Origin of the sequence: Amycolatopsis japonica (genome assembly GCF_000732925.1) — a bacterium.
GTDB lineage: Bacteria > Actinomycetota > Actinomycetes > Mycobacteriales > Pseudonocardiaceae > Amycolatopsis > Amycolatopsis japonica.
The window spans coordinates 4,223,385-4,243,529 of record NZ_CP008953.1; the positions used below are offsets into that span (position 1 = coordinate 4,223,385).

The 20,145-nt window shown below is 69.5% G+C and carries 22 protein-coding genes; 6 read left to right on the top strand and 16 right to left on the bottom strand.

Annotated elements, in window-relative coordinates; all coding sequences use genetic code 11:
• Nucleotide 1 precedes the first annotated feature (1 nt).
• Nucleotides 2-841 (bottom strand): oxidoreductase, encoded by an 840-nt coding sequence (locus tag AJAP_RS19615; protein ID WP_038513792.1) that lies wholly within the window; start codon nt 839-841, stop codon nt 2-4.
• Between the two features lie 96 nt (nt 842-937).
• Here AJAP_RS19615 and AJAP_RS19620 point away from each other — a divergent pair, with 96 nt between their 5' ends.
• Complete coding sequence (locus AJAP_RS19620) at nt 938-1,840, top strand: LysR family transcriptional regulator (protein WP_038513796.1); 903 nt, start codon at nt 938-940, stop codon at nt 1,838-1,840.
• Nucleotides 1,841-1,910: 70 nt separating this feature from the next.
• Nucleotides 1,911-2,984 carry a GDSL-type esterase/lipase family protein gene (locus tag AJAP_RS19625; protein ID WP_051972825.1) on the top strand — a complete coding sequence of 358 codons (1,074 nt, stop codon included), beginning with the start codon at nt 1,911-1,913 and terminating at the stop codon, nt 2,982-2,984.
• Here the strand turns inward: AJAP_RS19625 and AJAP_RS19630 are convergent.
• The 6 genes from AJAP_RS19630 to AJAP_RS19655 are packed head-to-tail and all read right to left on the bottom strand — an operon-like array spanning nt 2,981 to nt 6,968.
• Entirely contained in the window at nt 2,981-3,280 is a 300-nt protein-coding gene (locus AJAP_RS19630; protein ID WP_005150941.1) for a hypothetical protein, read from the bottom strand. The genes AJAP_RS19625 and AJAP_RS19630 overlap by 4 nt on opposite strands.
• Nucleotides 3,267-3,494: a hypothetical protein gene (locus tag AJAP_RS19635; protein ID WP_007035425.1), complete on the bottom strand. Its 228-nt coding sequence runs from the start codon at nt 3,492-3,494 to the stop codon at nt 3,267-3,269. Before AJAP_RS19635 ends, AJAP_RS19630 begins: the two co-directional genes overlap by 14 nt.
• A 46-nt stretch (nt 3,495-3,540) precedes the next feature.
• Nucleotides 3,541-3,993, bottom strand: coding sequence for an Lrp/AsnC family transcriptional regulator (locus AJAP_RS19640; RefSeq protein ID WP_016334198.1), 453 nt, complete (start codon nt 3,991-3,993; stop codon nt 3,541-3,543).
• Entirely contained in the window at nt 3,990-5,132 is a 1,143-nt protein-coding gene (locus AJAP_RS19645; RefSeq protein ID WP_038513803.1) for a M24 family metallopeptidase, read from the bottom strand. Before AJAP_RS19645 ends, AJAP_RS19640 begins: the two co-directional genes overlap by 4 nt.
• A gap of 10 nt (nt 5,133-5,142) precedes the next feature.
• On the bottom strand, nt 5,143-6,393 hold the full coding sequence (locus tag AJAP_RS19650; protein WP_038513806.1) for an MFS transporter: 1,251 nt from the start codon (nt 6,391-6,393) through the stop codon (nt 5,143-5,145).
• A complete protein-coding gene (locus AJAP_RS19655; RefSeq protein WP_038513809.1) occupies nt 6,390-6,968 on the bottom strand; it encodes an ArsR/SmtB family transcription factor in 579 nt (192 codons plus the stop codon). The genes AJAP_RS19650 and AJAP_RS19655 overlap by 4 nt, the downstream gene beginning before the upstream one ends.
• Before the next feature lie 118 nt (nt 6,969-7,086).
• Here AJAP_RS19655 and AJAP_RS19660 point away from each other — a divergent pair, with 118 nt between their 5' ends.
• The 3 genes from AJAP_RS19660 to AJAP_RS19670 all read left to right on the top strand — a co-directional run bounded on the left by AJAP_RS19660 (nt 7,087) and on the right by AJAP_RS19670 (nt 9,608).
• On the top strand, nt 7,087-7,623 hold the full coding sequence (locus tag AJAP_RS19660) for an NADPH-dependent FMN reductase (RefSeq protein WP_038513811.1): 537 nt from the start codon (nt 7,087-7,089) through the stop codon (nt 7,621-7,623).
• 75 nt (nt 7,624-7,698) lie between these two features.
• Complete coding sequence (locus AJAP_RS19665) at nt 7,699-8,643, top strand: 5'-3' exonuclease (protein ID WP_037337579.1); 945 nt, start codon at nt 7,699-7,701, stop codon at nt 8,641-8,643.
• On the top strand, nt 8,640-9,608 hold the full coding sequence (locus tag AJAP_RS19670; RefSeq protein ID WP_038513814.1) for a pirin family protein: 969 nt from the start codon (nt 8,640-8,642) through the stop codon (nt 9,606-9,608). Before AJAP_RS19665 ends, AJAP_RS19670 begins: the two co-directional genes overlap by 4 nt.
• Nucleotides 9,609-9,871: 263 nt before the next feature.
• Here AJAP_RS19670 and AJAP_RS19675 read toward each other — a convergent pair whose 3' ends face one another.
• The 5 genes from AJAP_RS19675 to AJAP_RS19695 all read right to left on the bottom strand — a co-directional run bounded on the left by AJAP_RS19675 (nt 9,872) and on the right by AJAP_RS19695 (nt 16,938).
• Nucleotides 9,872-11,092, bottom strand: a complete 1,221-nt coding sequence (locus tag AJAP_RS19675) for a GNAT family N-acetyltransferase (protein ID WP_038513817.1) — start codon at nt 11,090-11,092, stop codon at nt 9,872-9,874.
• 44 nt (nt 11,093-11,136) lie between these two features.
• Nucleotides 11,137-11,535 (bottom strand): DUF4333 domain-containing protein, encoded by a 399-nt coding sequence (locus AJAP_RS43035; RefSeq protein ID WP_084098254.1) that lies wholly within the window; start codon nt 11,533-11,535, stop codon nt 11,137-11,139.
• A 34-nt stretch (nt 11,536-11,569) separates the two neighbouring features.
• On the bottom strand, nt 11,570-12,769 hold the full coding sequence (locus AJAP_RS19685; protein WP_038513820.1) for a GNAT family N-acetyltransferase: 1,200 nt from the start codon (nt 12,767-12,769) through the stop codon (nt 11,570-11,572).
• Nucleotides 12,770-12,810: 41 nt separating this feature from the next.
• The gene (locus tag AJAP_RS19690) at nt 12,811-13,587 is read right to left on the bottom strand and encodes a DUF4333 domain-containing protein (RefSeq protein WP_038513822.1); all 777 of its coding nucleotides are present in this window, start codon (nt 13,585-13,587) and stop codon (nt 12,811-12,813) included.
• 573 nt (nt 13,588-14,160) lie between these two features.
• Nucleotides 14,161-16,938: a DEAD/DEAH box helicase gene (locus tag AJAP_RS19695; protein ID WP_038513824.1), complete on the bottom strand. Its 2,778-nt coding sequence runs from the start codon at nt 16,936-16,938 to the stop codon at nt 14,161-14,163.
• Between the two features lie 112 nt (nt 16,939-17,050).
• Between AJAP_RS19695 and AJAP_RS19700 the strand changes: the two genes are divergently transcribed.
• Complete coding sequence (locus AJAP_RS19700; RefSeq protein WP_038513827.1) at nt 17,051-17,638, top strand: hypothetical protein; 588 nt, start codon at nt 17,051-17,053, stop codon at nt 17,636-17,638.
• Here the strand turns inward: AJAP_RS19700 and AJAP_RS19705 are convergent.
• From AJAP_RS19705 to AJAP_RS19720, 4 genes are all read right to left on the bottom strand, one after another.
• Nucleotides 17,622-18,497, bottom strand: coding sequence for a diacylglycerol/lipid kinase family protein (locus AJAP_RS19705; RefSeq protein ID WP_038513830.1), 876 nt, complete (start codon nt 18,495-18,497; stop codon nt 17,622-17,624). The genes AJAP_RS19700 and AJAP_RS19705 overlap by 17 nt on opposite strands.
• 7 nt (nt 18,498-18,504) lie before the next feature.
• Complete coding sequence (tatC, locus tag AJAP_RS19710; protein ID WP_038513832.1) at nt 18,505-19,476, bottom strand: twin-arginine translocase subunit TatC; 972 nt, start codon at nt 19,474-19,476, stop codon at nt 18,505-18,507.
• A 94-nt stretch (nt 19,477-19,570) separates the two neighbouring features.
• Entirely contained in the window at nt 19,571-19,897 is a 327-nt protein-coding gene (tatA, locus tag AJAP_RS19715) for a Sec-independent protein translocase subunit TatA (RefSeq protein ID WP_038513835.1), read from the bottom strand.
• Between the two features lie 38 nt (nt 19,898-19,935).
• Nucleotides 19,936-20,145, bottom strand: coding sequence for a bacteriophage holin (locus AJAP_RS19720; RefSeq protein WP_038513838.1), 210 nt, complete (start codon nt 20,143-20,145; stop codon nt 19,936-19,938).

Here is a 20,145-nt window from a genome sequence, read left to right on the forward strand (position 1 = left end):
TTCAGAGGGCGGTGGAGCGGCTCAGCTCTTCCCAGGCGGCCAGCTCCGCCGCCCTCACCTCGTGCGTGGCGCGCAGCCCGTCGACAGCGTCGTCGCCGAGCGCGAGCCGGAGCGGAGCGTCGTCGCTGTCCAGCACCTTCAGGATCGCGGCGGCGGCCTTCGCCGGGTCGCCGGGCTGCGAACCGTCCATCCCTTCGACGAAATCCCGGATTTCGCCCGTGGATTCGCGATAGGCGTCGATCACCCGGGAGCGGTGCAGCCGGCTGCCGCCGAACTCGGTCCGGAACGCGCCGGGCTCCACGATCAGCACCTTCACGCCGAACGGTGCGACTTCCGCGGCCAGGGACTCCGACATCGCCTCCAGCGCGAACTTCGCCGAGCAGTAAGCCCCGAACCCGGGCGGGCTCTGCTGACCGCCCATCGAGCTCATCTGCACGATCGCACCGCTTTCCTGCGCCCGAAGATGCGGCAAGACCGCCTTCGTCACCTCGACGGCGCCGAAGAACATCACGTCCATCAGCGACCGCAGCTCGGCCATGGTCAGTTCCTCGACCGCGCCGACCGAACCATGGCCGGCGTTGTTGACCAGGACGTCGATCCGGCCGAACTCGGCGAGCGTCGCCTGCACGGCTGTCTCGACCTGCGCCGGGTCGGTGACGTCGAGCGCCGCGGTGCGCACCCGGCCCTGGCCGAGGGCTTCCAGTTCCGCCAGCGTCTCCGGACGGCGCGCCGTGGCCATCACGCGGTCACCCGCGTCGAGCGCGGCCAGCACGAGGTGCCTGCCGAACCCGGACGAGCAGCCGGTGATCAGCCAGACGCGGCCGTCGGTTTCCTTCGTCATTCCTGTTTCCTCCAGTGAAGTTCCTTCGACCCATCCTGCGAAGGCCGCGCCTGGACCGCCAACACCGGTTCCCTGGTGCGGCTACAGTCAGAGCCTGTGACCCCCGAGTTGCGGCAGTTACGCTATTTCGTCGCCGTCGCCGAGGATGCGAGCTTCACGAAGGCCGCGCGGCGCCTGCACATCGCCCAGCAGTCCCTTTCGCAGCAGATCACCGTGCTGGAACGGGTTCTCGGCGCGAGACTGCTGCGGCGCGACAGCCGCGGGACCCGGCTCACCGAGATCGGCTCGCTGTTCCTGCCCGAGGCCCGAGCGGTCCTGGCTCGCAACGACGAGGCGCTGGCGGTACTGGACCGCGCGGTACGCGGCGAACTCGGCACGCTGCATCTCGGCTTCCTCACCACCACGGCCAACTATCTGCTCCCGCCGGTGGTGCGCGCGGTCCGCGAACGCCTCCCCGATCTCACCCTCACCACCGACGACACCCAGATCGCGCCGCTCGTCGACGGACTCGGCAGCGGTCGTTACGACCTGATCTTCACCCGGCCTCCACTGATCGAGGGCTTCGAGACCCGCACGCTGATCACCGAGGAGGTCTGCGCCGTCCTCCCGGAGGGACATCGGCTCGCGTCCGCGACCGGGCTGAAACTCTCGGACCTGGCGGACGAGCCGTGGGTGCTCACGCCGCGAAGTTCCTGGGAGCCCTGGCATCTCCGCTACGACGGCGAATTCGAGGCGGCGGGCTTCACACCGCGCGTCGTCCAGCGGGCCGCGACCGTACAAGGACTGCTCGGTCTCGTCGCCGCGGGTATCGGCGTGACCAGGCTGGCCCGGTCTTCGCGCAGCCTGCGCCGGAGCGGGGTGGTGTTCGTCCCGCTGACGGGCGACACCGCCCGGACAGTGGTGGCCTGGTCGCCGGAGAACGACAAGCCCGCGCTGCCCGGCGTACTCGACATCGTGACGGAACTGGCGGCCGGAACGGATCTGACGGAGGCGGGCTGACCGGGCATCGCGACCGTCACACCGCCATGATCACCCTCTCGGGCCACGGGGTCCGTAGAATCCGGTGACGATGCGACGTTTCCGGTGGTGGTGGGGTGCTCTCGCGCTCACGTTCGTGGTGGTTCTCGTCGGGTTCATTGCCTTTACCGGGTCGGAAAGCCGCCCAGGGCAACCGTCCCCGCGCCAAGGACCGCCGGGGACGGGGCCGCTGACGGTCGTGTCCATCGGCGACAGCACCGTTTCCGGTGAGGGCGCGGGTGACTACACGCCCACCACCAACGGGCAGGGCGGCAACTGGTGTCACCGCTCCCCCAACGCCTTCGTCGAGCAGATCAAGATCCCGGACGTCACCGCACGCGTGAACCTCGCGTGTTCGGGAGCACCCTCGGAGCAGATCGCCTTGGGCGAGGCCAAGCAGTGGACGGAGCCGTCGCAAGCGCAGCAACTCGCGAACCTGATCAAGGATCACCGGGTCGCCGCGGTGGTGATCGCGGTCGGCGCGAACGACGAGCCGAAGTTCTCCGCTCAGGTCAACGAATGCTTCAAGGCGTGGTTCTCACCGCAGAACCCGCCGTGCAGCGCGGCGCTTCGCACCACCTGGAAGTCCAAAGTGGACGCCATGGTGCCGAAGGTGACCAACGCGGTCGCCGACGTCAAGAAGGTGCTCGCGCAGGCGGGTTACGTCCCGGCGGACTACCAGCTCGTGCTGATGTCGTACGCCTCGCCTGTCGGCCCGCAGATCCCGGAGGCGCTGCGCAGCCTGAACGGCTGCCCGTTCCGCACCGAGGATCTGGAGTGGATGCGCCGTGACGGCGTCTCCGTCCTGTCGGACGGGCTCAAACAGGCGTCGAGGGCGACCAGCGCGCGATTCCTCGACCTCTCGCGAGCAGGCGCCGGGCACGAGGCGTGCAGCAGCGAACCGGCGAACGAGTGGTTCAGCAGGCTGACCCTGCAGTTACGCGACCTCGGCCAGGTCGACCGCGCGAGCCACGCGCTGCAGGAGTCCTTCCACCCCAACGCCAACGGTCACGCGCAGATCGCGAACTGCCTCAACGAGTTCCTCGCCGCACGCGCGGGCAACGCGTCGTGCCTCTCCGGCCCCGACGGCAAACTGCACGCGGCGCCCGAGGTGGTCGCTCGCTAGAGATCGAGCGCGGCGCGCAACGCGATGTCGATGCGCTCCTGGACCTCTTGGTCGATCTCCGCGATCTTCTCGTCGAACCACGGCCGGTACAGGCGCGTGAGGTTCAGCGTGGAGACCCAGTACCGCGCGTCGACGGCGACACCGAGGATGTCCTGCGGATCACGGTCCAGCAGTTCGGTGCCGAGCAGCCACGGCCGCTCGGATTCGTTCACCCCGTCCGAGGACAGCAGGACGACGGTGCGCTGCCGTGCCGGTTCGGTCGGGGGGTGGTACGTCCAGACTTCACCCCTGTGCACGCAGATCCTTCTCCGCGGCGGTCAGCTCGGCCTCGTCCGATTCGGCGGACGGTTCGACCGGGGCGCGCTGCGGGGTGTATCCGGTGCGCACGGCCTCCCTGCGGGCCGCTTTGGACAACCACGACGAGACCGAGATCCCGTGTGCCTTCGCGGCCCGCTCGGCGAACTCGAGCGCACCACTGTCGAGTGAGAGAGTGACCTTACGTGTTGCCATACCTTTTATCGTACCAGCGCCGCGCAAGCCCACCCCTCCTCTCGTCTCACAGGGTGGGCGAGCGCCCCTCGAACGGCGTCGACAGCACCACCGTGGTCCGGGTCGAGACCTTGGCGGACTCGCGGATCCGGCGGAGCAGATCCTCCAGGCCGAGCGGCGAAGCCACCCGGACCAGGAGGATGTACGACTCGTCGCCGGCGACCGAGTAACAGGACTCGATCTCCTTGATGTGCTCCAGACGCTGCGGATAGTCGTCCGGCGCGGCCGGATCGTTCGGCGTCAGCGAGATCAGCGCCGTGAGCGGCAGCCCGATCTGCTCGCCGTCGAGCCGCGCCGTGTAGCCGAGGATGACCCCGCGCTGCTCCAGGCGGCGCACCCGCTGGTGCACCGCCGACACCGAAAGCCCGACCCGTTCGGCCAGATCGGTGAAACTGCGCCGCCCGTCGGCGGCCAGCTCCTGCACGATGGCCTGGTCCAGCGGCTCCAGGGAACCGGTCATGCGTCGAGCACGATCAGGTCGTGCGGACGCTGGTTGACCGATTCGACGCCGTCCTCGGTGACCACGACGATGTCCTCGATGCGCGCGCCCCAGCGGCCGGGCTGGTAGATGCCGGGCTCGACGCTGAAGGCCATGCCCGGCTCGAGCGGCAGCGCGTTGCCCTTGATGATGTAGGGCTCCTCGTGCACGTCGAGGCCGATGCCGTGACCGGTCCGGTGGATGAAGTACTCGCCGTACCCGGCCTCGGCGATGATGTCGCGCGCGGCGGCGTCGATCGACTCGGCGGTGGCACCGGGGCGGACGGCGTCGACGGCGGCCTTCTGGGCGCGCTGCAGCACGGCATAGGTCTCGGCGACGTCGGCGTCACGCGGCTCGCCGACCGCGTACGTGCGGGTGGAGTCGGAGTTGTAGCCCTCGGCGATCGGGCCGCCGATGTCGACCACGACGACGTCGCCTCGCTCGATCACCCGCTCGGAGACGTCGTGGTGCGGGCTGGCGCCGTTGGGGCCCGAGCCCACGATCACGAAGTCGGCGTGAGTGTGGCCCTCTTCGACGATGGCGGCGGTGATGTCCGCGCCGACCTCGGCCTCGGTGCGGCCGGGGCGCAGCCATTCGTGCACGCGGGCGTGCACGCGGTCGATCGCCGCTCCCGCGTCGCGCAGCGCCTGGATCTCGGCCGCGTCCTTGCGCATCCGCAGTTCGCGCACGATCGGGCCGGCCAGCGTCTGCTCGGCGTCGCCGAGCGCGCCGCGGAAGGCGAGCACGTGCAGCGCCGGGGTGAAGTCGCTGACCGCCACGCGGCCGGGCTTACCCAGCCGGTCGGCGACCAGTTCGTAGGCGTTGTCGCCGTCGACCCAGGTGACGATCTCGATGCCGAGTTCGTCGGCCGGGACGTCGGCGTAGCCGGGGGCCTCCAGCTTCGGCAGGACCAGCGCCGGGACGCCGTCGGCCGGGATCACCAGCGTGGTCAGCCGTTCGAAGGAGCCCCCGGCCTGGCCGATGAGGTAGCGCAGGTCCGAGCCGGGTGCGATCAGCAGGGCGTCGGTGTCGGCGGCGGCCGCCGCGGCGCGGGCCCGGTCGAGGCGGGCGCGGAGGCTGGCGGCGTCGGGGGCTGGGTTGTGAAGGGAACGGCGCGACATGATGGCGAGCCTAGTCGGTCCGCGCCCCTTGGCTCACCGGCCGGTCACCCCCGATCGGGGCGGGATCGTCGAGGCCGCGCCAGACCCGGAAGATCGCCGGGAACGTGCCGGCGATCAGGTACAGACCACCGAACACGGCGAGCGCGCCGACGAGCCCGATCCCGTCCAGCAGCAACCCGGCCGCCATCGAACCGAGCGGCATCGCGGCGAGCACCCCGCCCACGAGAAGGCTGAGCACGCGGCCGCGGACGGCTTCGGGAACCCGTTCGTACACCACGGGGAGCAGGATCGGGTTGAGCGCGCCCGCCCCGATCCCGGCGACCACCAGACCGGCGAGCAAGACGGCCGGTGCCGGTTCCAGCGCGAGCAAGGCGAATCTCGGCGCGCCTTCGATACCGACGGCCACGAGGATCGCCGTCCGCCGCGAAAGACGGTGGCCCGCCCAGCCGTAGAGCGCCGAGCCGATGAGCGCGCCGACCGCGACCGCGGTGATCATGGCCCCGATGAGCGCGGTGCTGTGCAGGACTTGGTCGCCGTAAGCCGGATACAGGACGCCGAGCAGCCCGAAGTCGAGGCTGTTGGTGAGCATCAGCATGCCGACGATCGCGCGCAGCACCGCGTCGCGTTTGACGTATCCCAGTCCTTCGCGCAGTTGCTTGAGATAGCCGCCCGATGGCGGTCTCGGTGGACCGGCCGCGACCGGGATGAGCGCGAACACCAGCGCCGAAGACAGCACGAGCGTGCCCGCGTCCACGAACAGGACCGGAATGGGCCCGATCAGCGCGATCAGCGCACCGGCGGCGGGGCCGCCCGCCATCCTGCCGGTCCTCATCGCCGCCTCGACGGCGCTCGCCGCCCGGCTCACGCGGACATCGCCGAGTTCGGCGACACCGGGAAGCAGGACCTGCTTGGCTGTGTCGGCAGGGCCACGGGAAACACCCATCACGAACGACAACGCGACGAGTCCGGGCAGACTGAGCCCGGTGGTGGCCATCGCGAGCGGGATCAGGAGCACCGTCACCGTGGTCAGCAGATCGGCGCCGACACTTGCCCGGCGGGTGCCGACCCGGTCCACGACCGGCCCGCCCAGCAACGCGGCGACCATCAGGCCCAGCACCTCGGCCGCGGTCACGATGCCGGTCTTGGTGCCGCTCCCGGTGCTCTGCAGGACGAACCAGGGAATCGCGAGCAGCGTCATCATCACCCCGGCCGAGGAGAACCCCGACGCCACGACCAAGGCCCCCAGTGGCATCCGGCTCATGGCGTCTCCGGCCGGGTTTTCCTCGGGAAGGCGGCCCAATGCACCCGGACCGGGGTGTCGCCGTCCTTCTCCGGACGGCGATAGCGGCTGATCACCTCAAGGATCTCGTCGCTCAACGCGGCCGCCTCGCCGGGCGTCAGCGGGAGCGACGAGTCGTGGAAGTTGACCTTGTCGATCCAGTCGTCGGCCCAGTCCCGCACCTCGGCCACGAACTGCGATTCGGCGGCGTAACGCCGCTCGATCATCGTGTGCGCGTACGCGTTGAGCGGACCGGCCAAGTCGGGATCGTCGAGGAAATCCGCGGCGCTCATCTGATCGCCTTCGTGCACCGCCTTCCACCACCTGTCGCGCCTGCTGCCGCGTTCGGTGTCCTCGGCGATCAGCCCGGATTCGGCCAGCTGGCGCAGATGCCAGCTCGTGGTCCCGGAACTCTCCCCCACCCGCTTCGCCAGCCCGGACGCCGTGGCCGGACCGTCCTCTCGCAGCAATTCCAGGATCTCGACCCGCAACGGATGCGACAACGCCCGCAAGATGCGGCCGTCGACCCGCGCGAGATAGCGCTCGGTCTTCCCCATACCCGTCACCCTACAACCGCAAAGGGCTCTTTGCAAAGACTTCTCTGCGATTAGTTGCCAGTATGCGGCGATTCTGGAGTTTGACTTCAACTTAACTCTAGGTTTTACGGTCTGTGCCATGACAACGAACTCGCCTTATCAGCTCGCCGTCGTGATCAGCAGCGTCCGCGAGGGCCGCTTCGCCCCCGTCGTCGCGAACTGGTTCCTCGACCGCGCCAAACAGCGCGACGACGTCACCCTGTCCGTCATCGACCTCGCCGAATCCCCCGGCGACCTCTCCCCCGGCGTCGCCGGCGCGGACGCCGTCGTCGTGATCGTCCCCGAGTACAACCACAGCTACCCCGGCCCGCTCAAGACCGCGCTCGACGCCACCGGTCCCGAGTGGCACGGCAAACCGGTCGCCTTCGTTTCCTACGGCGGTATCTCGGGCGGCCTGCGCGCGGTGGAGCACCTGCGCCCGGTCTTCGCCGAGCTCCACGCCGCCACCATCCGCGAGACCGTGAGCTTCCCGTACGCCTGGAACCACTTCGGCCCGGACGGTGAGCACGACGACTTCGAAGGCGCCTCGCTCGCGGCAACCACGCTGCTGAACCAGCTGAACTGGTGGGCCAACGCCCTCCGCGACGCACGCCAGGTGCGGCCCTACGCGGCTTGACGGTGTCCGTGGAGGACTCGGCTGGGGGTCGGGTCCTTCACGGACATCCGGGGCGGAACATGGCAGGCTGTCCGCGTGACCGGACCACTCGCTCTCCTCGATTCCGCGAGCCTCTACTTCCGCTCGTTCTACGCACTGCCCGATTCGATGACCGCCCCGGACGGGACACCGGTCAACGCCGTGCGCGGGTTCACCGACACGATCGCGCGGATCCTCGTCGACCGGCGCCCTTCCCGGCTGGTCGCGTGTCTCGACGCCGACTGGCGGCCGAAATTCCGCACCGATCTGCTGCCCAGCTACAAGGCGCACCGGGTGGCCGAAGAGGTCCCGGAAGGCAGCGACGTCGAAGAGGTGCCGGACACCCTGACCCCGCAGGTGCCGATCATCCTCGAACTACTGGAGGCCTTCGGCATCGCGACGGCCGAGGCGGACGGTTACGAGGCCGACGACGTCATCGGCGCCCTCGCGATCCGCGAACAGGAGTCCCCGGTCGAGGTCATCACCGGTGACCGCGACCTGTTCCAGCTGGTGCGTCATGAGCCGACGTCCACTGTGGTCATCTACGTCGGCAAGGGCTGGAACAAGGCCGAAGTCCTCGGCCCGGACGAGATCGCCGAGAAGTACGGGATCCCGGCGGGGAACGCCGGTCCCGGATACGCCGACATGGCCGCGCTGCGCGGAGACCCGTCGGACGGGCTGCCCGGTGTCGCCGGGATCGGCGAAAAGACCGCGGCGAAGCTGATCACCCAGTTCGGTTCGTTGCAGGAGCTGATCGAGGCGTCGAACGCCGGCGACTCGCGGGTTCCGCTCAAGACCCGGCTGCGGCTGACCGACGCCGCCGACTACCTCGCGGTGGCCCCGACCGTCGTCCGGGTCGCGGCGGACGCGCCGGTCGAGCAGTCCCGCCCGGACATCGTCCCGTCCGAGCCCGCCGACCCGGACAAGGTCGCGGAACTCGCGGAACGCTGGAATCTCGGCCGTTCGGTGGAGCGTCTGCTGGCCGCGCTCCCGAAGTCATGAGCAACACCGAGGCCGACCCGGCCGAGCTGCTGTGCTCAGAGCGGCCGGGCGAAGGCGTCACCGTGCTGACCCCGCGCGACGTCCCGCTCGGCGGCCCGCGCGCGATCCGGGTCCGCCGCACCCTTCCGCAGCGGCAGCGGTCGCTGATCGGCGCGTGGTGTTTCGCCGACCACTACGGCCCACAGGATGTCTCGGCGTCCGGCGGGATGGACGTCGCACCGCATCCGCACACCGGATTGCAGACCGCGAGCTGGCTGTTCAGCGGCGAGATCGAGCACCGCGACAGCATCGGCACCCACGCCATGGTGCGGCCGGGCGAGCTCAATCTGATGACCGCCGGGCACGGTATCGCGCATTCGGAAGTGTCCACACCGGACACTTCGACCCTGCACGGAGTCCAGCTCTGGATCGCGCTGCCGGACGAACATCGCGACACCGCACGGGACTTCCGCCACTACGCGCCGCCGCTGCTCGATCTGCCCGGCGCCACGGCGCGGGTGTTCCTGGGCAGCCTCGCCGGGACCACCTCGCCGGTCCCGGCGTTCACTCCCCTGCTGGGCGCCGAACTCACCGTCGAGCCTGGCGCGACCGTGGCCCTCGACGTCGATCCGGCCTTCGAACACGGTGTCCTGCAGGACATCGGCTCCGTCACCGTCGCCGAAGTCGCGCTGGACACCGGCGAACTCGCCTACCTCGCGCCCGGCGCCGGGCGGTTGGAGCTCGCGAACCCCGGCACCGAACCGGCTCGGGTGCTCCTGCTCGGCGGGACGCCGTTCACCGAGGAACTAGTCATGTGGTGGAACTTCGTGGGCCGCAGCCACGAGGACATCGCCGAGTACCGCGAGGCGTGGCAGGCGCAGGCGGACCGGTTCGGCCGGGTGGAGGGCTACCAGGGCAGCACGGCTTGGCTGCCCGCGCCCACGTTGCCGCAGGTGCGGATCAAACCGCGGCGCAACCCGTCCTGACGGCCAGTAGATCGCAAGTACGTGAAGGCCTCCTTGAGGGACCCTGGGTCCCTCAAGGAGGCCTTCACGGACTACACGATCGCCATCCGCAGCCTCAGCAATAACACCAGTCTCAGCAGTCACAGCGACCGCGCGTGAAGGCCCCTTCCCTTGGCTCAGCCGAGGAAACTCGACCTTCACACCTTCCCAAGTACGTGAAGGCCCCCTTCATTGCGCTAGACGCAAGGAAGGGGGCCTTCACGTACTGCAGGGGGCTCGAGTGCCTAGAAGAACGTCCCGCACCACGGCGAGCGCGCGGTGTGGAACAGGACGTCGGCCCGGGCGACCGCAGCCTCGTCCAGCGCCTCGACCCGCCCGGACAGGGCCAGATCGCTGAAGAGACCATGGCCGAGGTACAGCGACGACAAGGTGGCCACGTCCAGCCGCAGATCGGCCTCGGCGCTCGTGCGTTCCACCCCGTCCGGGCCGACGGCGTAACGGCCGTTGTTGTCCGGAAGCTGCTTGTCGTGCACTTCGAGCACCACGGGTTCGGCGGTGCCGTAAGAGCGCGCCCGCAGCGCCGCGAGGACGTCGACGAGCCGCAGCCACAGGTCGTCGATGATCTCGGTGGTGTTCACCGCGCGCGGGTCGGTGAGCAGTTCGGCGATCGGCTCGTCCAGCGGGCGGCCCCGTCCGGAGACCTCCGAGACCAGGTCGACCGACAGCAGGAAACGCCACAGCCCCGCCCAGGCCTGTGGCGTGGCGGCATGGAGTTCGCGGATGTCCAGGATCGCCCCACGCTCCGGCGCCTGCCGGTCGCGCGCGTCGATGGTCTGGTAGACGACGAAACCATCGTCACCGTCCGGTCCACTGTGGACCGCCACCCGGTAGCCGCCGTCCCCCTTCACCACGCGCTCGAAGAAGCCCGGCCACCAAGCCGGCGGCCGGGAGACGAACCCCGGTCGTGCTCCCTCGAAGCGGTGGTACAACGCGGGAACGCGCTCCACCGCTTCGTCGGGGGTGATGAACCTGACCTCGCCGGTCCGGCCGACGCCGTCCCGAAGCCGGGCGCGCGGGCGTTCGATCGACACGCCTTTGCCGAACGTCGCCGCGCCGTACCCGAAGCGGCCGTAGATGACGGCTTCGGAGGCGTGCAACGCGGCCAGCGGGACACCTCGCGCCGCGAAATCCTCCAGCTGTACGGCCATCATCGTGGTGAGGATCCCGCGGCGGGTCCAGTCGGCACGGACGCCGACACCGTCGACGGCCGCCGTCACGAGCTTCTGTCCACCCGGGACGGTCAGCTCGACGTCGAACGAACTCGCGATCCCCACCGGGGCGCCGTGCTCGTCGAACGCGGCGAATTTGCCCGCGGCGGTCCAGGACGGAGCCATCTTCGCCCAGACCTCGTCCGTGGCGGGCTTGCCGTGCAACGACTCCGCCAGGACGTCGAGGCAGGCTCGCTGTTCGCCTTCGGCCACGGCACGCACAAGGAATTCGCTCATACCGTGGATCCTGCCGTCCGGCCCGGGGAGCCCCAACCGGTTTTTCAGGCGGGAGCGCCGACTTCGTAGCGGCCGTCTTCACCGGTGACGGTGATCGTGACGGTCTTGCCCTCGCCGGCGACCTGCACGGTGCAGGTGAACGTGCTGCCGTCCTCGACCTTCTGGTTCGACGGGCAGAGCACGTCGCCGACCTCGTTCACCTGATAGGTCTCGGTGAGGATCTTCCGCACGTCCGCCTGCATCGTCCTCGGATCGAAGACCCTGCCCGGAGCGTTGGAGGACGAACCGCCGGCGGTCGCGGGCGCGCTCGACGAAGGTCTCGACGTCGGCGGTACCGTGACGGTCTTCGTCGCCGGCGCGGGCGCCGGGGTGTCCGAACACGCCACCAGCACCGCGAAAGCGGCACCACACAGACCGACCGTCGCGACGGCTCGCCTGCTCAAGCTTCTGCACCCCCACCGGTGTGATCATCCAACGTCAGAAGAAGGTACCGCACCAGGGGTTCACCCGCGTGCCGAACAGCTGGTCCGCTCGCTCCAGGGCGGTCTCCCCGGTCGCGCGGACGCGTCCGGCGAACGCGAGATCCGAGGGACGCCAGCCACCGAGGTACACCATCGACAGGGTGTCGGCGTGCAGTTCGAGATCCGCCGGGTCGGTGGTGCGGGCGGCGCCGTCCTCGGACAGGCGATAGCGGCCGGAGTTGTGCTCCAGGAAGGGATCGGTGACCTCGATGACGACCGGTTCACCCCGGTACGTGCGGGCGCCGAGCATCGTCTCGACGTCGACCAGCCGGAACCAGCCCTCGTCCTGGACCTTGTTCACCGCCACGTCACGCGGGTCGGTGAACAGCAGCTCCACCGGCTCGTCGAGCGGCCGCTTCTCGGCGGTGATGCGGTCGACCAGGTCCACGGACAGCAGGTAGCGCCACAGCCCGGCGAACGCGTCGGGACTCGCGTAGTGGAAGGACTGGACCTTAAGCAGTGCCGGTGAGCCGAACTGGGCCCGCTCCACGGTGTAGGTGACATAGCCGTCGACACCATCCGCGCCGCTGTGCACCGCAGTCGTGACCGGCGTTGTCGCCCGTCGCAGTTCGCGTTCGTAGCCCGGCCACAGATGCGGGCTGCGCGCGATCATGCCGGGCCGGGTGCGTGGGAGCGCGTCGAAGAGCGAAGGCCATTGCTCGATGGTGTTCTCGAGATCGAGGAGGGAGATCTGCCCACCGGCGGGCACTTCGGGACGGAACCGGGCGCGGCGCTTGTCGATCTCGATCGACTTGGCCCGCACGGCGACGCCGTACCCGAACCTGCCGTAGATGGCGCCCTCGGACGCGTGCAGCATCGCCGCGGGAACCCCACGGGCGGCGAAATCCTCGAACTGGGCACGCATCAGCGCTGTCAGCACGCCACGACGGATGCGATCGGCGCGGACCCCGACCAGGCTGACCGCGGCGAGCGGCGTGGTGCCGCCACCGGGCAGCGTCACCTCCGAGTCGAAGGACCGGAGGGTGCCGATCAGCTCCGAGTCGAACGCGCCGAATCCACGATCCGGCTGCATCGACGGGGCGATGGCCGACCATTCCTCGTCGGTCATCTCCTTGGCGTGCAAGGCCCGCCTGAACAGATCCGTCGCGGCCCGTTCCTCGTCGGACCGCAGCGGCCGCACTGAAAAGTCGCTCATGACACGATCATGCAGGATCGACCGTGTCAGGCGCCCGCGGTTTACTTGGTGGTGGCGGGTGGCGAGACCTCGTAGTTGCCGGTGTCACCCTTCACGGTGATCGGCACCTCCTGCGGCTTGCCCTCGATCGTGGCGGTGCAGGTGAACTTCACCCCGTCCTTGACCTCCTGGCCGGAGGGGCAGGTGACCGCGCTGATCTCCTTGATCCCGTAGGTCTCGGTGAGCAGCTTCTGCACGTCGGTCTGCATCTGGGTGTTGTTGAAGACCTGGGTGTTGAACCAGCCCGGCGTGACGAACCCGAGGGTGCCGACCGCGGCGATGATCACCACGAGCGCGCCGATACCGATGAAGAGGCCCTTCTTGGACTTCGGCTTGTCCTGCGCCTCGCCCTGGGTGCCCGGGAACTGGCTCTGGCCGTAGTCGTACTGGCCGGGCTGCTGCTGCCCGTACTGGGGCTGCTGCTGCGGGCCGCTCTGCGGGTAGCCCGGCTGCTGCTGGGGCCCACTCTGCGGATATCCCGGCTGCTGGCCGTATTGCGGTTGCTGGCCCCACTGGGGCTGCTGTTGCTGCGTCTGGGAGGGATCCTGCTGCGGATACCCGGGCTGCTGCTGGGACGGGTCGTACGGCGCGGGCTGCTGACCCCATTGAGGCTGTTGCTGCTGGGTCTGCGACGGGTCGTACTGCGGCTGCTGGCCCCACTGCGGTTGCTGCTGCGGGCCGCTCGGCGGTTGAGCGCCGCCCGGCTGTTGGCCGTAGCCCGGCTGCTGCCCCCATTGGGGCTGCTGCTGCGGGTCGTTGCCGCCATACGGCGTGCTCATCGTTCGCCTCCGCCTGTTCCGCCATCGTCACCGGCCGACCTGCATGGCCGTCGTGGGCGATCCAACCACAGGTCGGCGCCCCTGCCCACTGTTCCCGGGTGGTGTCGGGCCATCTCCCCGCGACCGTGCTCACACCGGAGGCGCTTCCGTTCCGCCGGTCAGCCCAACGCCTTGCGAGCGGTGAGGACGGTTCCAGTGGGTCTGTACTCGCCTGCCCACGGGAGTTCGCTTCATCTCGGTGGGCTTCGGGCTCCCTACTCGGCTGCGAACTAGTTCGTACGAGCTTGATCAACGGAGGATCGGGGACGTTGAGTGTCCCCGATCCTCCGTTGATCAAGCCCCAGTACCGGGCGGCCTCTCGACGATGCCCTCCGAGACTCGCGCCGGCCAGGTGATCCGGGTGGGGAGGATTCGGGACGTTGAACGTCCCGAATCCTCCCCACTCGAGGGCCCGTATCGCTTCGGCGGTCGCGCGTGTTCGAGGGGACGGCGCGTGTGATCAGACGGACGACACGCGTGATTGGATGGCCGACGCTCGTGCCGTCCGTCTGATCACGCGAGTCACGCCTCCGGTCACGCGCCGCCGGCCGCCACGACTCCGCGGCGCAAAGCCTTCACCGCGTCCGAAGCCGCCGCGCCGACCGGATCCGCCTTGCCGAGGACGTCGCGGATCTGGTCGAGCAGGTCGATGACCTGCCGCGACCAACGGACGAAGTCACCGGCCGAGAGCTCCTGCCCGTTCGCTTCGGCGGCGGTGAGGACCTTCTCCAGCGATTCGCCGCGCGCCCACCGATAGACGGGCCAGGCGAAACCGGCGTCGGGCTCGCGGGTGCGGTCCAGCTTGTGCCGCCGCTCGTCTTCGGTGAGCTCCATCCACAGGCGCGTGGTCGCCTGCCAGGCGTCGACCACCTTGCCCGCGGGCAGGCGAGGCTCCCCCGCGGTGTCCCGGCGTGCCTCGAAAACCAGCGTCGAGACGACGGCAGCGAGTTCGGCGGGGGCCAGGCCCTTCCAGACGTCGTGCCGGATGCATTCGGCGGCGAGCAGATCCGACTCGCTGTAGAGCCGGGTGAGCCGCTTGCCGTGTTCGGTGACCCGGTCCTCGCCGTCGCCCTTCGACGCGGGGCCGAGGTAACCGCGCTCGCCGAGCAGCCGCAGGATGCGGTCGAAGGCGCGCGCCAGCGAGTGCGTGGTCGCGGCGACCTTGCGTTCCAGTTGCTCGGTCTCGGCCGTGAGCCGCTGGTAGCGCTCGACCCAGCGCAGATTCGCCTCGCGTTCGGCCAGACCGTGGCACGGATGCGCCCGCAGCGCCCGCCGCAGCGCGGCAAGCTCACCGTCCTCATTGGCCCCGGCGCGCCGCTTTTGCCTGCCGGGCAAGGAGATTCCCGCGTTGCGCAGACTGGAGGCGATGTCGCGCCTTGTCTTGGGCGAGCGGAGCTCGATGTGCTTCGGCAGCTTGATGTTCCCCAGCGCCTCGACCGGCGACGGGAAGTCCGAGACCGAGAGTGGTCCGGACCAGCGGTCCTCGGTGACCACGACGGGCCGCGGCTCGCGGATCGGGTCGAGCCCCGGGTCGACGACGACCGCCAGCCCGGCGCGCCGTCCCGCGGGCACGGCGATGACATCACCCTTGCGGAGCTTCTCCAGCGACTCGGCGGTGCCCGCCCGGCGAGCGGACGTGTTCTGCCGCGACAGCGCCTTCTCCCGTGCCGAGATCTTCGCCCGCAGCTCGACGTACTCCAGCATCTCGTCGAAATCGCCGGTGATGGCGGAGGTATAGCCCCGCAGGGCCTCCTTGTTCCGCTCGATCCGCCGCGCCGTCCCGACCACCGACCGGTCGGCCTGGAACTGCGCGAACGACTGTTCCAGCAGGTCACGGGCTGCGTCGGCGCCGACCTGGGCGACCAGGTTGACCGCCATGTTGTACCCGGGCCGGAACGACGACCGCAGCGGATACGTCCTGGTCGAGGCCAGGCCGCCGACCTGCTTCGGGTCGATCCCCGGCTGCCAGACGACGACCGCGTGGCCTTCGACGTCGATCCCGCGCCGCCCGGCCCGCCCGGTGAGCTGCGTGTACTCCCCCGGCGTCAGGTCGACGTGCGCCTCGCCGTTGTACTTGACCAGCCGTTCCAGCACTACGGTGCGCGCGGGCATGTTGATGCCGAGCGCGAGCGTCTCGGTGGCGAACACGACCTTCACCAGCCCCTGGACGAACAGCTCCTCGACGGTCTCCTTGAACGCCGGGAGCAGCCCGGCGTGGTGCCCGGCGATACCGCGTTCGAGCGCCTCGCGCCATTCCCAGTAGCCGAGGACGCCGAGGTCGCCTTCGGGCAGGTCCTTGGTGCGCTCGGCGACGATCCGACGGACCTTCTCGACCTCTTCGGGGCCGTTGAGCCGCAGACCCGACCGGACGCATTGACCGACGGCGGCGTCGCAGCCGGCGCGGGAGAAGATGAACACGATGGCGGGGAGCAGACCGGCGTTGTCCAGCCGCTCGACCGTGTCCGTGCGGGACGTGGGCCGGAACCGCGGCATCCGCGACGGCGCGCCTCGCCGCCCGCGCGGTCCGCGCAATCCGGCCGGGGCGAACCGTCCACCGATCTCCTCGGTGCGGCGCAGCAGGCCGGGGTTGATTCGCAGTTCGGCGCCGGGCGCGTGTTCCTCCTGGCCGGCGAACAGGTCCAGCAGGCGGTTGCCGACCAGCATGTGCTGCCACAACGGCACCGGGCGGTGCTCGTCGACGACGACGGTGGTGTCGCCGCGGACCTCGACGAGCCATTCGCCGAACTCCTCGGCGTTGCTCACCGTGGCCGACAGGCCGACGACGCGGACGTGCTCGGGCAGGTGGAGGATGACCTCTTCCCAGACGGCGCCGCGGAACCGGTCGGCGAGGTAGTGGACCTCGTCCATCACCACGTACGCGAGCTCGCCGATGGTCGACGACCCGGCGTAGAGCATGTTGCGCAGGACCTCGGTGGTCATGACCACGACCTGCGCGTTGCCGTTGATCGACGTGTCGCCGGTCAGCAGGCCGACCGCGTCAACGCCGTAACGGCCGACGAGGTCGGCGTACTTCTGGTTCGACAACGCCTTGATCGGCGTCGTGTAGAAGCACTTGCGCCCCTCGGCGAGGGCGAGATGCACCGCGAACTCGCCGACCACGGTCTTCCCGGCGCCGGTGGGCGCGCAGACGAGCACACCGTGACCGTCTTCGAGCGCCTCGCAGCCGCGGACCTGGAAGTCGTCGAACTCGAACGACGATTCGGCCGCGAAGCGGGTCAGCTGGGGGTATCGAGCGCGGCGCTGGGAGGCCGCGTAGGCCTCGGCCGGGGTCTGAGAAGGGCTATTGACCACTTCGTCAGGGTTCCATACCCCACCGACAGTTCGCACTCGGTGTGACGATCTCGGGAACGGCCGCCACGCCTCTGTCATCCAAGGGGCGGATTCGTGATCGAGAGGGGACGGCATGGAGATCGCTTGCCCGCAGTGCGCGCAGGTAGACCAGGTGCAGAGTGTGCCGGCGGTGTTCCAGAGCGGGCAGACGACCTACCGGGTGCAAGGCGGTATGACGGCCACCCCCGCCGGTGACGGCGTGGTCTACACCGCGACGACGCACACGGGTGTGTCGGTGACCGCGACCGCGGCGTCGCTCAACCCGTATCCGGTGCTTCGCGGCGGCGGGTGCTTCTTGACGCTCGCGTTGGTGCTGCTGATCCCCGCGTTCGCGTTCGTCTCCTTCGCCACCGACTCGCTCGCCGAGAACCCCGCGCCGACCGCGAGCGGCCGTGTCGGTGCGGCCATCGGCGCCTGGATCTTCCCCTTCGGCGCCTTCGCGCTGGTCGGCTTGTTCGCCGTGCTGTTCGTACTCCGGTTACGGCGCAACGCGCGGATCCGGCGAGGTATCCCGGACGCATTGGCGTACTGGCGGCAGGCGTGGTTCTGCCATCGCTGCGGCGGGGTGTTCTTCCCGCGCGGCGACCTGATGTCGGCCATGACGTTCCGCGGCCAGGTATGGCGGGCGGGTGACTACGCCGGGCTCACCCGACGACGGTGAGCGCTCCGGGGACGCAGGTGACGTCGAGCGGCAGCCTGCCCACCGGCTCGCCGTCGGCGTAGACGGGCAGGTCGCTGCCCGCCAAGTGGATCTGGGCGGCCTTGAGGGTCCGGACCGCCGGATGGGCGGTGTGCTCACCGGAGCGGACACCGGGCAGCATGAGGAGCAGGTCTCGCCGGGTCGCGTTGCCCACGACGGTGACGTCGAACAGCCCGTCCTCCGGATCGGCTCCAGGACAGATCCGCATGCCGCCGCCGTAGAAGGGGGTGTTGCCGACGGCGATCATGGTGGCGTCGAGTTCGAGTGTCTCGACGTCCGTGCGGAGCACCACCGGCCGGGGCCGGAACGCGGCGAGTTCGGCCAGGATCGCGACGTCGTAGCGGCGCGGGCCGCGCGGCCAGGTCAGCCGGTTGGCGCGTTCGGTGACCAGCGCGTCGAAGCCGGAGCACAGCACGGTGGCAAACCATTCGCCACCGGCCCGTCCGAGATCGACTCGTCGCCGTTTCCCCTCCGCGATCCGCCTGGCGACGAGATCGGCGGCGGCGTGCGGCCGTTCGGGGATGTCCAGCGCCCTGGCGAAGTCGTTGCCGGTGCCCGCGGGGACGAGCCCGAGCGCGACACCGGATTCGGCGCAGAACTGAACGCCCTGGTGCGCGGCCCCGTCACCACCGAGCACGACGAGGACGTCCAGACCGGCCGCGCGGGAGTCGGTCATCAGCGCGCGGGATTCCTCGACCGTGTGCGCGACGAGGACGTCGAGCCGGTCGACGACGGGCCGCAGCCGCGCCGCGACCGACTCCATCAGCCGTTCCGCGGCCCCGTTACCCGAGGCGGGGTGGACGGCCAGTGCCGCGTGCATCCCCGGCTCAGGTGACGTCGTCGGTGCTGGTGCGCTTGCCGTTCGTGGCGGCCGACGGCTCCTCGTCGATCGTGCTCGGCGTGTAGTCGAACGGCGCGGCCTCGTCGTCGGCGAGCTGGTCCCAGCCCTCGGTGCCGCGTTCCTTGTCGAGCTTGCGGTCGTGGAAGCGCGCGATCTGGATGGAGAGTTCCAGGAGCACCACCAGCGCGCCAGCCAGGGCGATCATGGAGAACGGGTCCGAACCAGGTGTCGCGAAGGCGGCGAAGACGAACACGACCATGATCAGGCCGCGGCGCCACTTCTTCAGCGTCTGGTACTTCAGGACGCCGACGCGGTTCAGCATCACCACGAACAGCGGGAGTTCGAAGCTGACGCCGAAGATCAGCAGCAGCGACAGGATGAACGAGATGTACTTGTCACCGGTGAGGGCGGTGATGAACTGGTCGCCACCGAAGTTCATCAGCAGCTCGAGAGCATGCGGGATGAGCAGGTACGCGAGCACCGCGCCGAAGGCGAAGAGGATCGACGCGAAGAAGACGAAAGTGAGCGCGTACTTGCGCTCCTTCGAGTAGAGGCCGGGCGCGATGAACGCCCAGATCTGGTAGAGCCACAGCGGGGCCAGCAGCACCGCGCCTGCCGCCAGGCCGACCTTCAGCTGGATCATGAAGGCTTCGAACGGCACCGTCTGGAGCAGCTGGCAATGACCGTCCGGTTTGGCTCCGAGCCTGCGCTCCCAAGGGATACCGCAGTACGGGCCGGTCATGATGTCGCCCAGCGACGGGATCGGGCCGACCCTGGTCTGGAACCAGATGAAGCCGATGATCCCGCCCGCCAGGATGGCGAGCAGCGCGAAGCCCAGGCGGCGCCGGAACTCGTAGATGTGCTCGATGAGCGTCATCGTGCCGTCGGGGTTCTTCCGACGGCTGCGCTTACGCCGCGTCGACCCGCGGCGCTCCTCACCTGAGGCGGAATCCGCCACTGGACAGTCCGTTCTCGTCAGGGTCCACCATGAGCGCGCCGTGATTTCGGCGCGCTCATCCGCGAACAGGCTCCGCTTGGCTTAGTAAGACCGCTCAGCTGGCGTTCTTCTGCGCCTGCTCGGCCGGAGCGGGCGTGGCGGCCTGCTGCTTCTTGAGCTCGTCGAGCTGACGCTGGAGGTCGGCGACCTGCTTGTCCTGCGCGTTCGCGGCGGGCGCGGGCGTGGTGGCCTGCGGCAGCTGCTTGGTCTCGACCTCTTCGGTCTCGGCGGCCTTGTCCCCGGCCATGTCCTTGGTCTCGGCCTTGAAGATCTTCATGGACTTGCCGATGGACCGCGCGGCGTCCGGAAGCCTCTTGGCGCCGAACAGCAGAACAACGACGAGCACCAGGATGATGATGTGCCACGGCTGCAGCGCGTTCATCGTTTGCGGCCTCCTTCTCGAGTCTGTCGTAGGTGATGTTACCGGTCTTCGGGCTCGCGTCGTTGCGCGATCGCCACGCGGAGCGCGGCCGACCTGGCACGAAGAAGCCCTGTCCGTTTTCGGGTGTTCGTAGCCACCATGCTCACCGTATGGGTGAGCACGCGCAAGACTCTGCGTAATTTGATTAGCAGAACGAAGAGCAGGATCAGCCCGGCGACGGCGAGCGCGATGCTCGGCAGGTACGACAC

Bases quoted from the DNA above. Each gene is read 5' to 3' on its own strand.
- AJAP_RS19645 (WP_038513803.1), bottom strand. From the start codon at position 5,132: ATGTCGCGCCGTTCCCTTCACAACCCAGCCCCCGACGCCGCCAGCCTC.
- AJAP_RS19700 (WP_038513827.1), top strand. From the start codon at position 17,051: ATGGAGATCGCTTGCCCGCAGTGCGCGCAGGTAGACCAGGTGCAGAGT.
- AJAP_RS19685 (WP_038513820.1), bottom strand. From the start codon at position 12,769: ATGAGCGACTTTTCAGTGCGGCCGCTGCGGTCCGACGAGGAACGGGCC.
- AJAP_RS19705 (WP_038513830.1), bottom strand. From the start codon at position 18,497: ATGCACGCGGCACTGGCCGTCCACCCCGCCTCGGGTAACGGGGCCGCG.
- AJAP_RS19670 (WP_038513814.1), top strand. From the start codon at position 8,640: ATGAGCAACACCGAGGCCGACCCGGCCGAGCTGCTGTGCTCAGAGCGG.
- AJAP_RS19690 (WP_038513822.1), bottom strand. From the start codon at position 13,587: ATGAGCACGCCGTATGGCGGCAACGACCCGCAGCAGCAGCCCCAATGG.
- AJAP_RS19615 (WP_038513792.1), bottom strand. From the start codon at position 841: ATGACGAAGGAAACCGACGGCCGCGTCTGGCTGATCACCGGCTGCTCG.
- AJAP_RS19655 (WP_038513809.1), bottom strand. From the start codon at position 6,968: ATGGGGAAGACCGAGCGCTATCTCGCGCGGGTCGACGGCCGCATCTTG.
- AJAP_RS19675 (WP_038513817.1), bottom strand. From the start codon at position 11,092: ATGAGCGAATTCCTTGTGCGTGCCGTGGCCGAAGGCGAACAGCGAGCC.
- AJAP_RS19625 (WP_051972825.1), top strand. From the start codon at position 1,911: ATGCGACGTTTCCGGTGGTGGTGGGGTGCTCTCGCGCTCACGTTCGTG.
- AJAP_RS19635 (WP_007035425.1), bottom strand. From the start codon at position 3,494: ATGGCAACACGTAAGGTCACTCTCTCACTCGACAGTGGTGCGCTCGAG.
- AJAP_RS19660 (WP_038513811.1), top strand. From the start codon at position 7,087: ATGACAACGAACTCGCCTTATCAGCTCGCCGTCGTGATCAGCAGCGTC.
- AJAP_RS19650 (WP_038513806.1), bottom strand. From the start codon at position 6,393: ATGAGCCGGATGCCACTGGGGGCCTTGGTCGTGGCGTCGGGGTTCTCC.
- tatA (WP_038513835.1), bottom strand. From the start codon at position 19,897: ATGAACGCGCTGCAGCCGTGGCACATCATCATCCTGGTGCTCGTCGTT.
- AJAP_RS19640 (WP_016334198.1), bottom strand. From the start codon at position 3,993: ATGACCGGTTCCCTGGAGCCGCTGGACCAGGCCATCGTGCAGGAGCTG.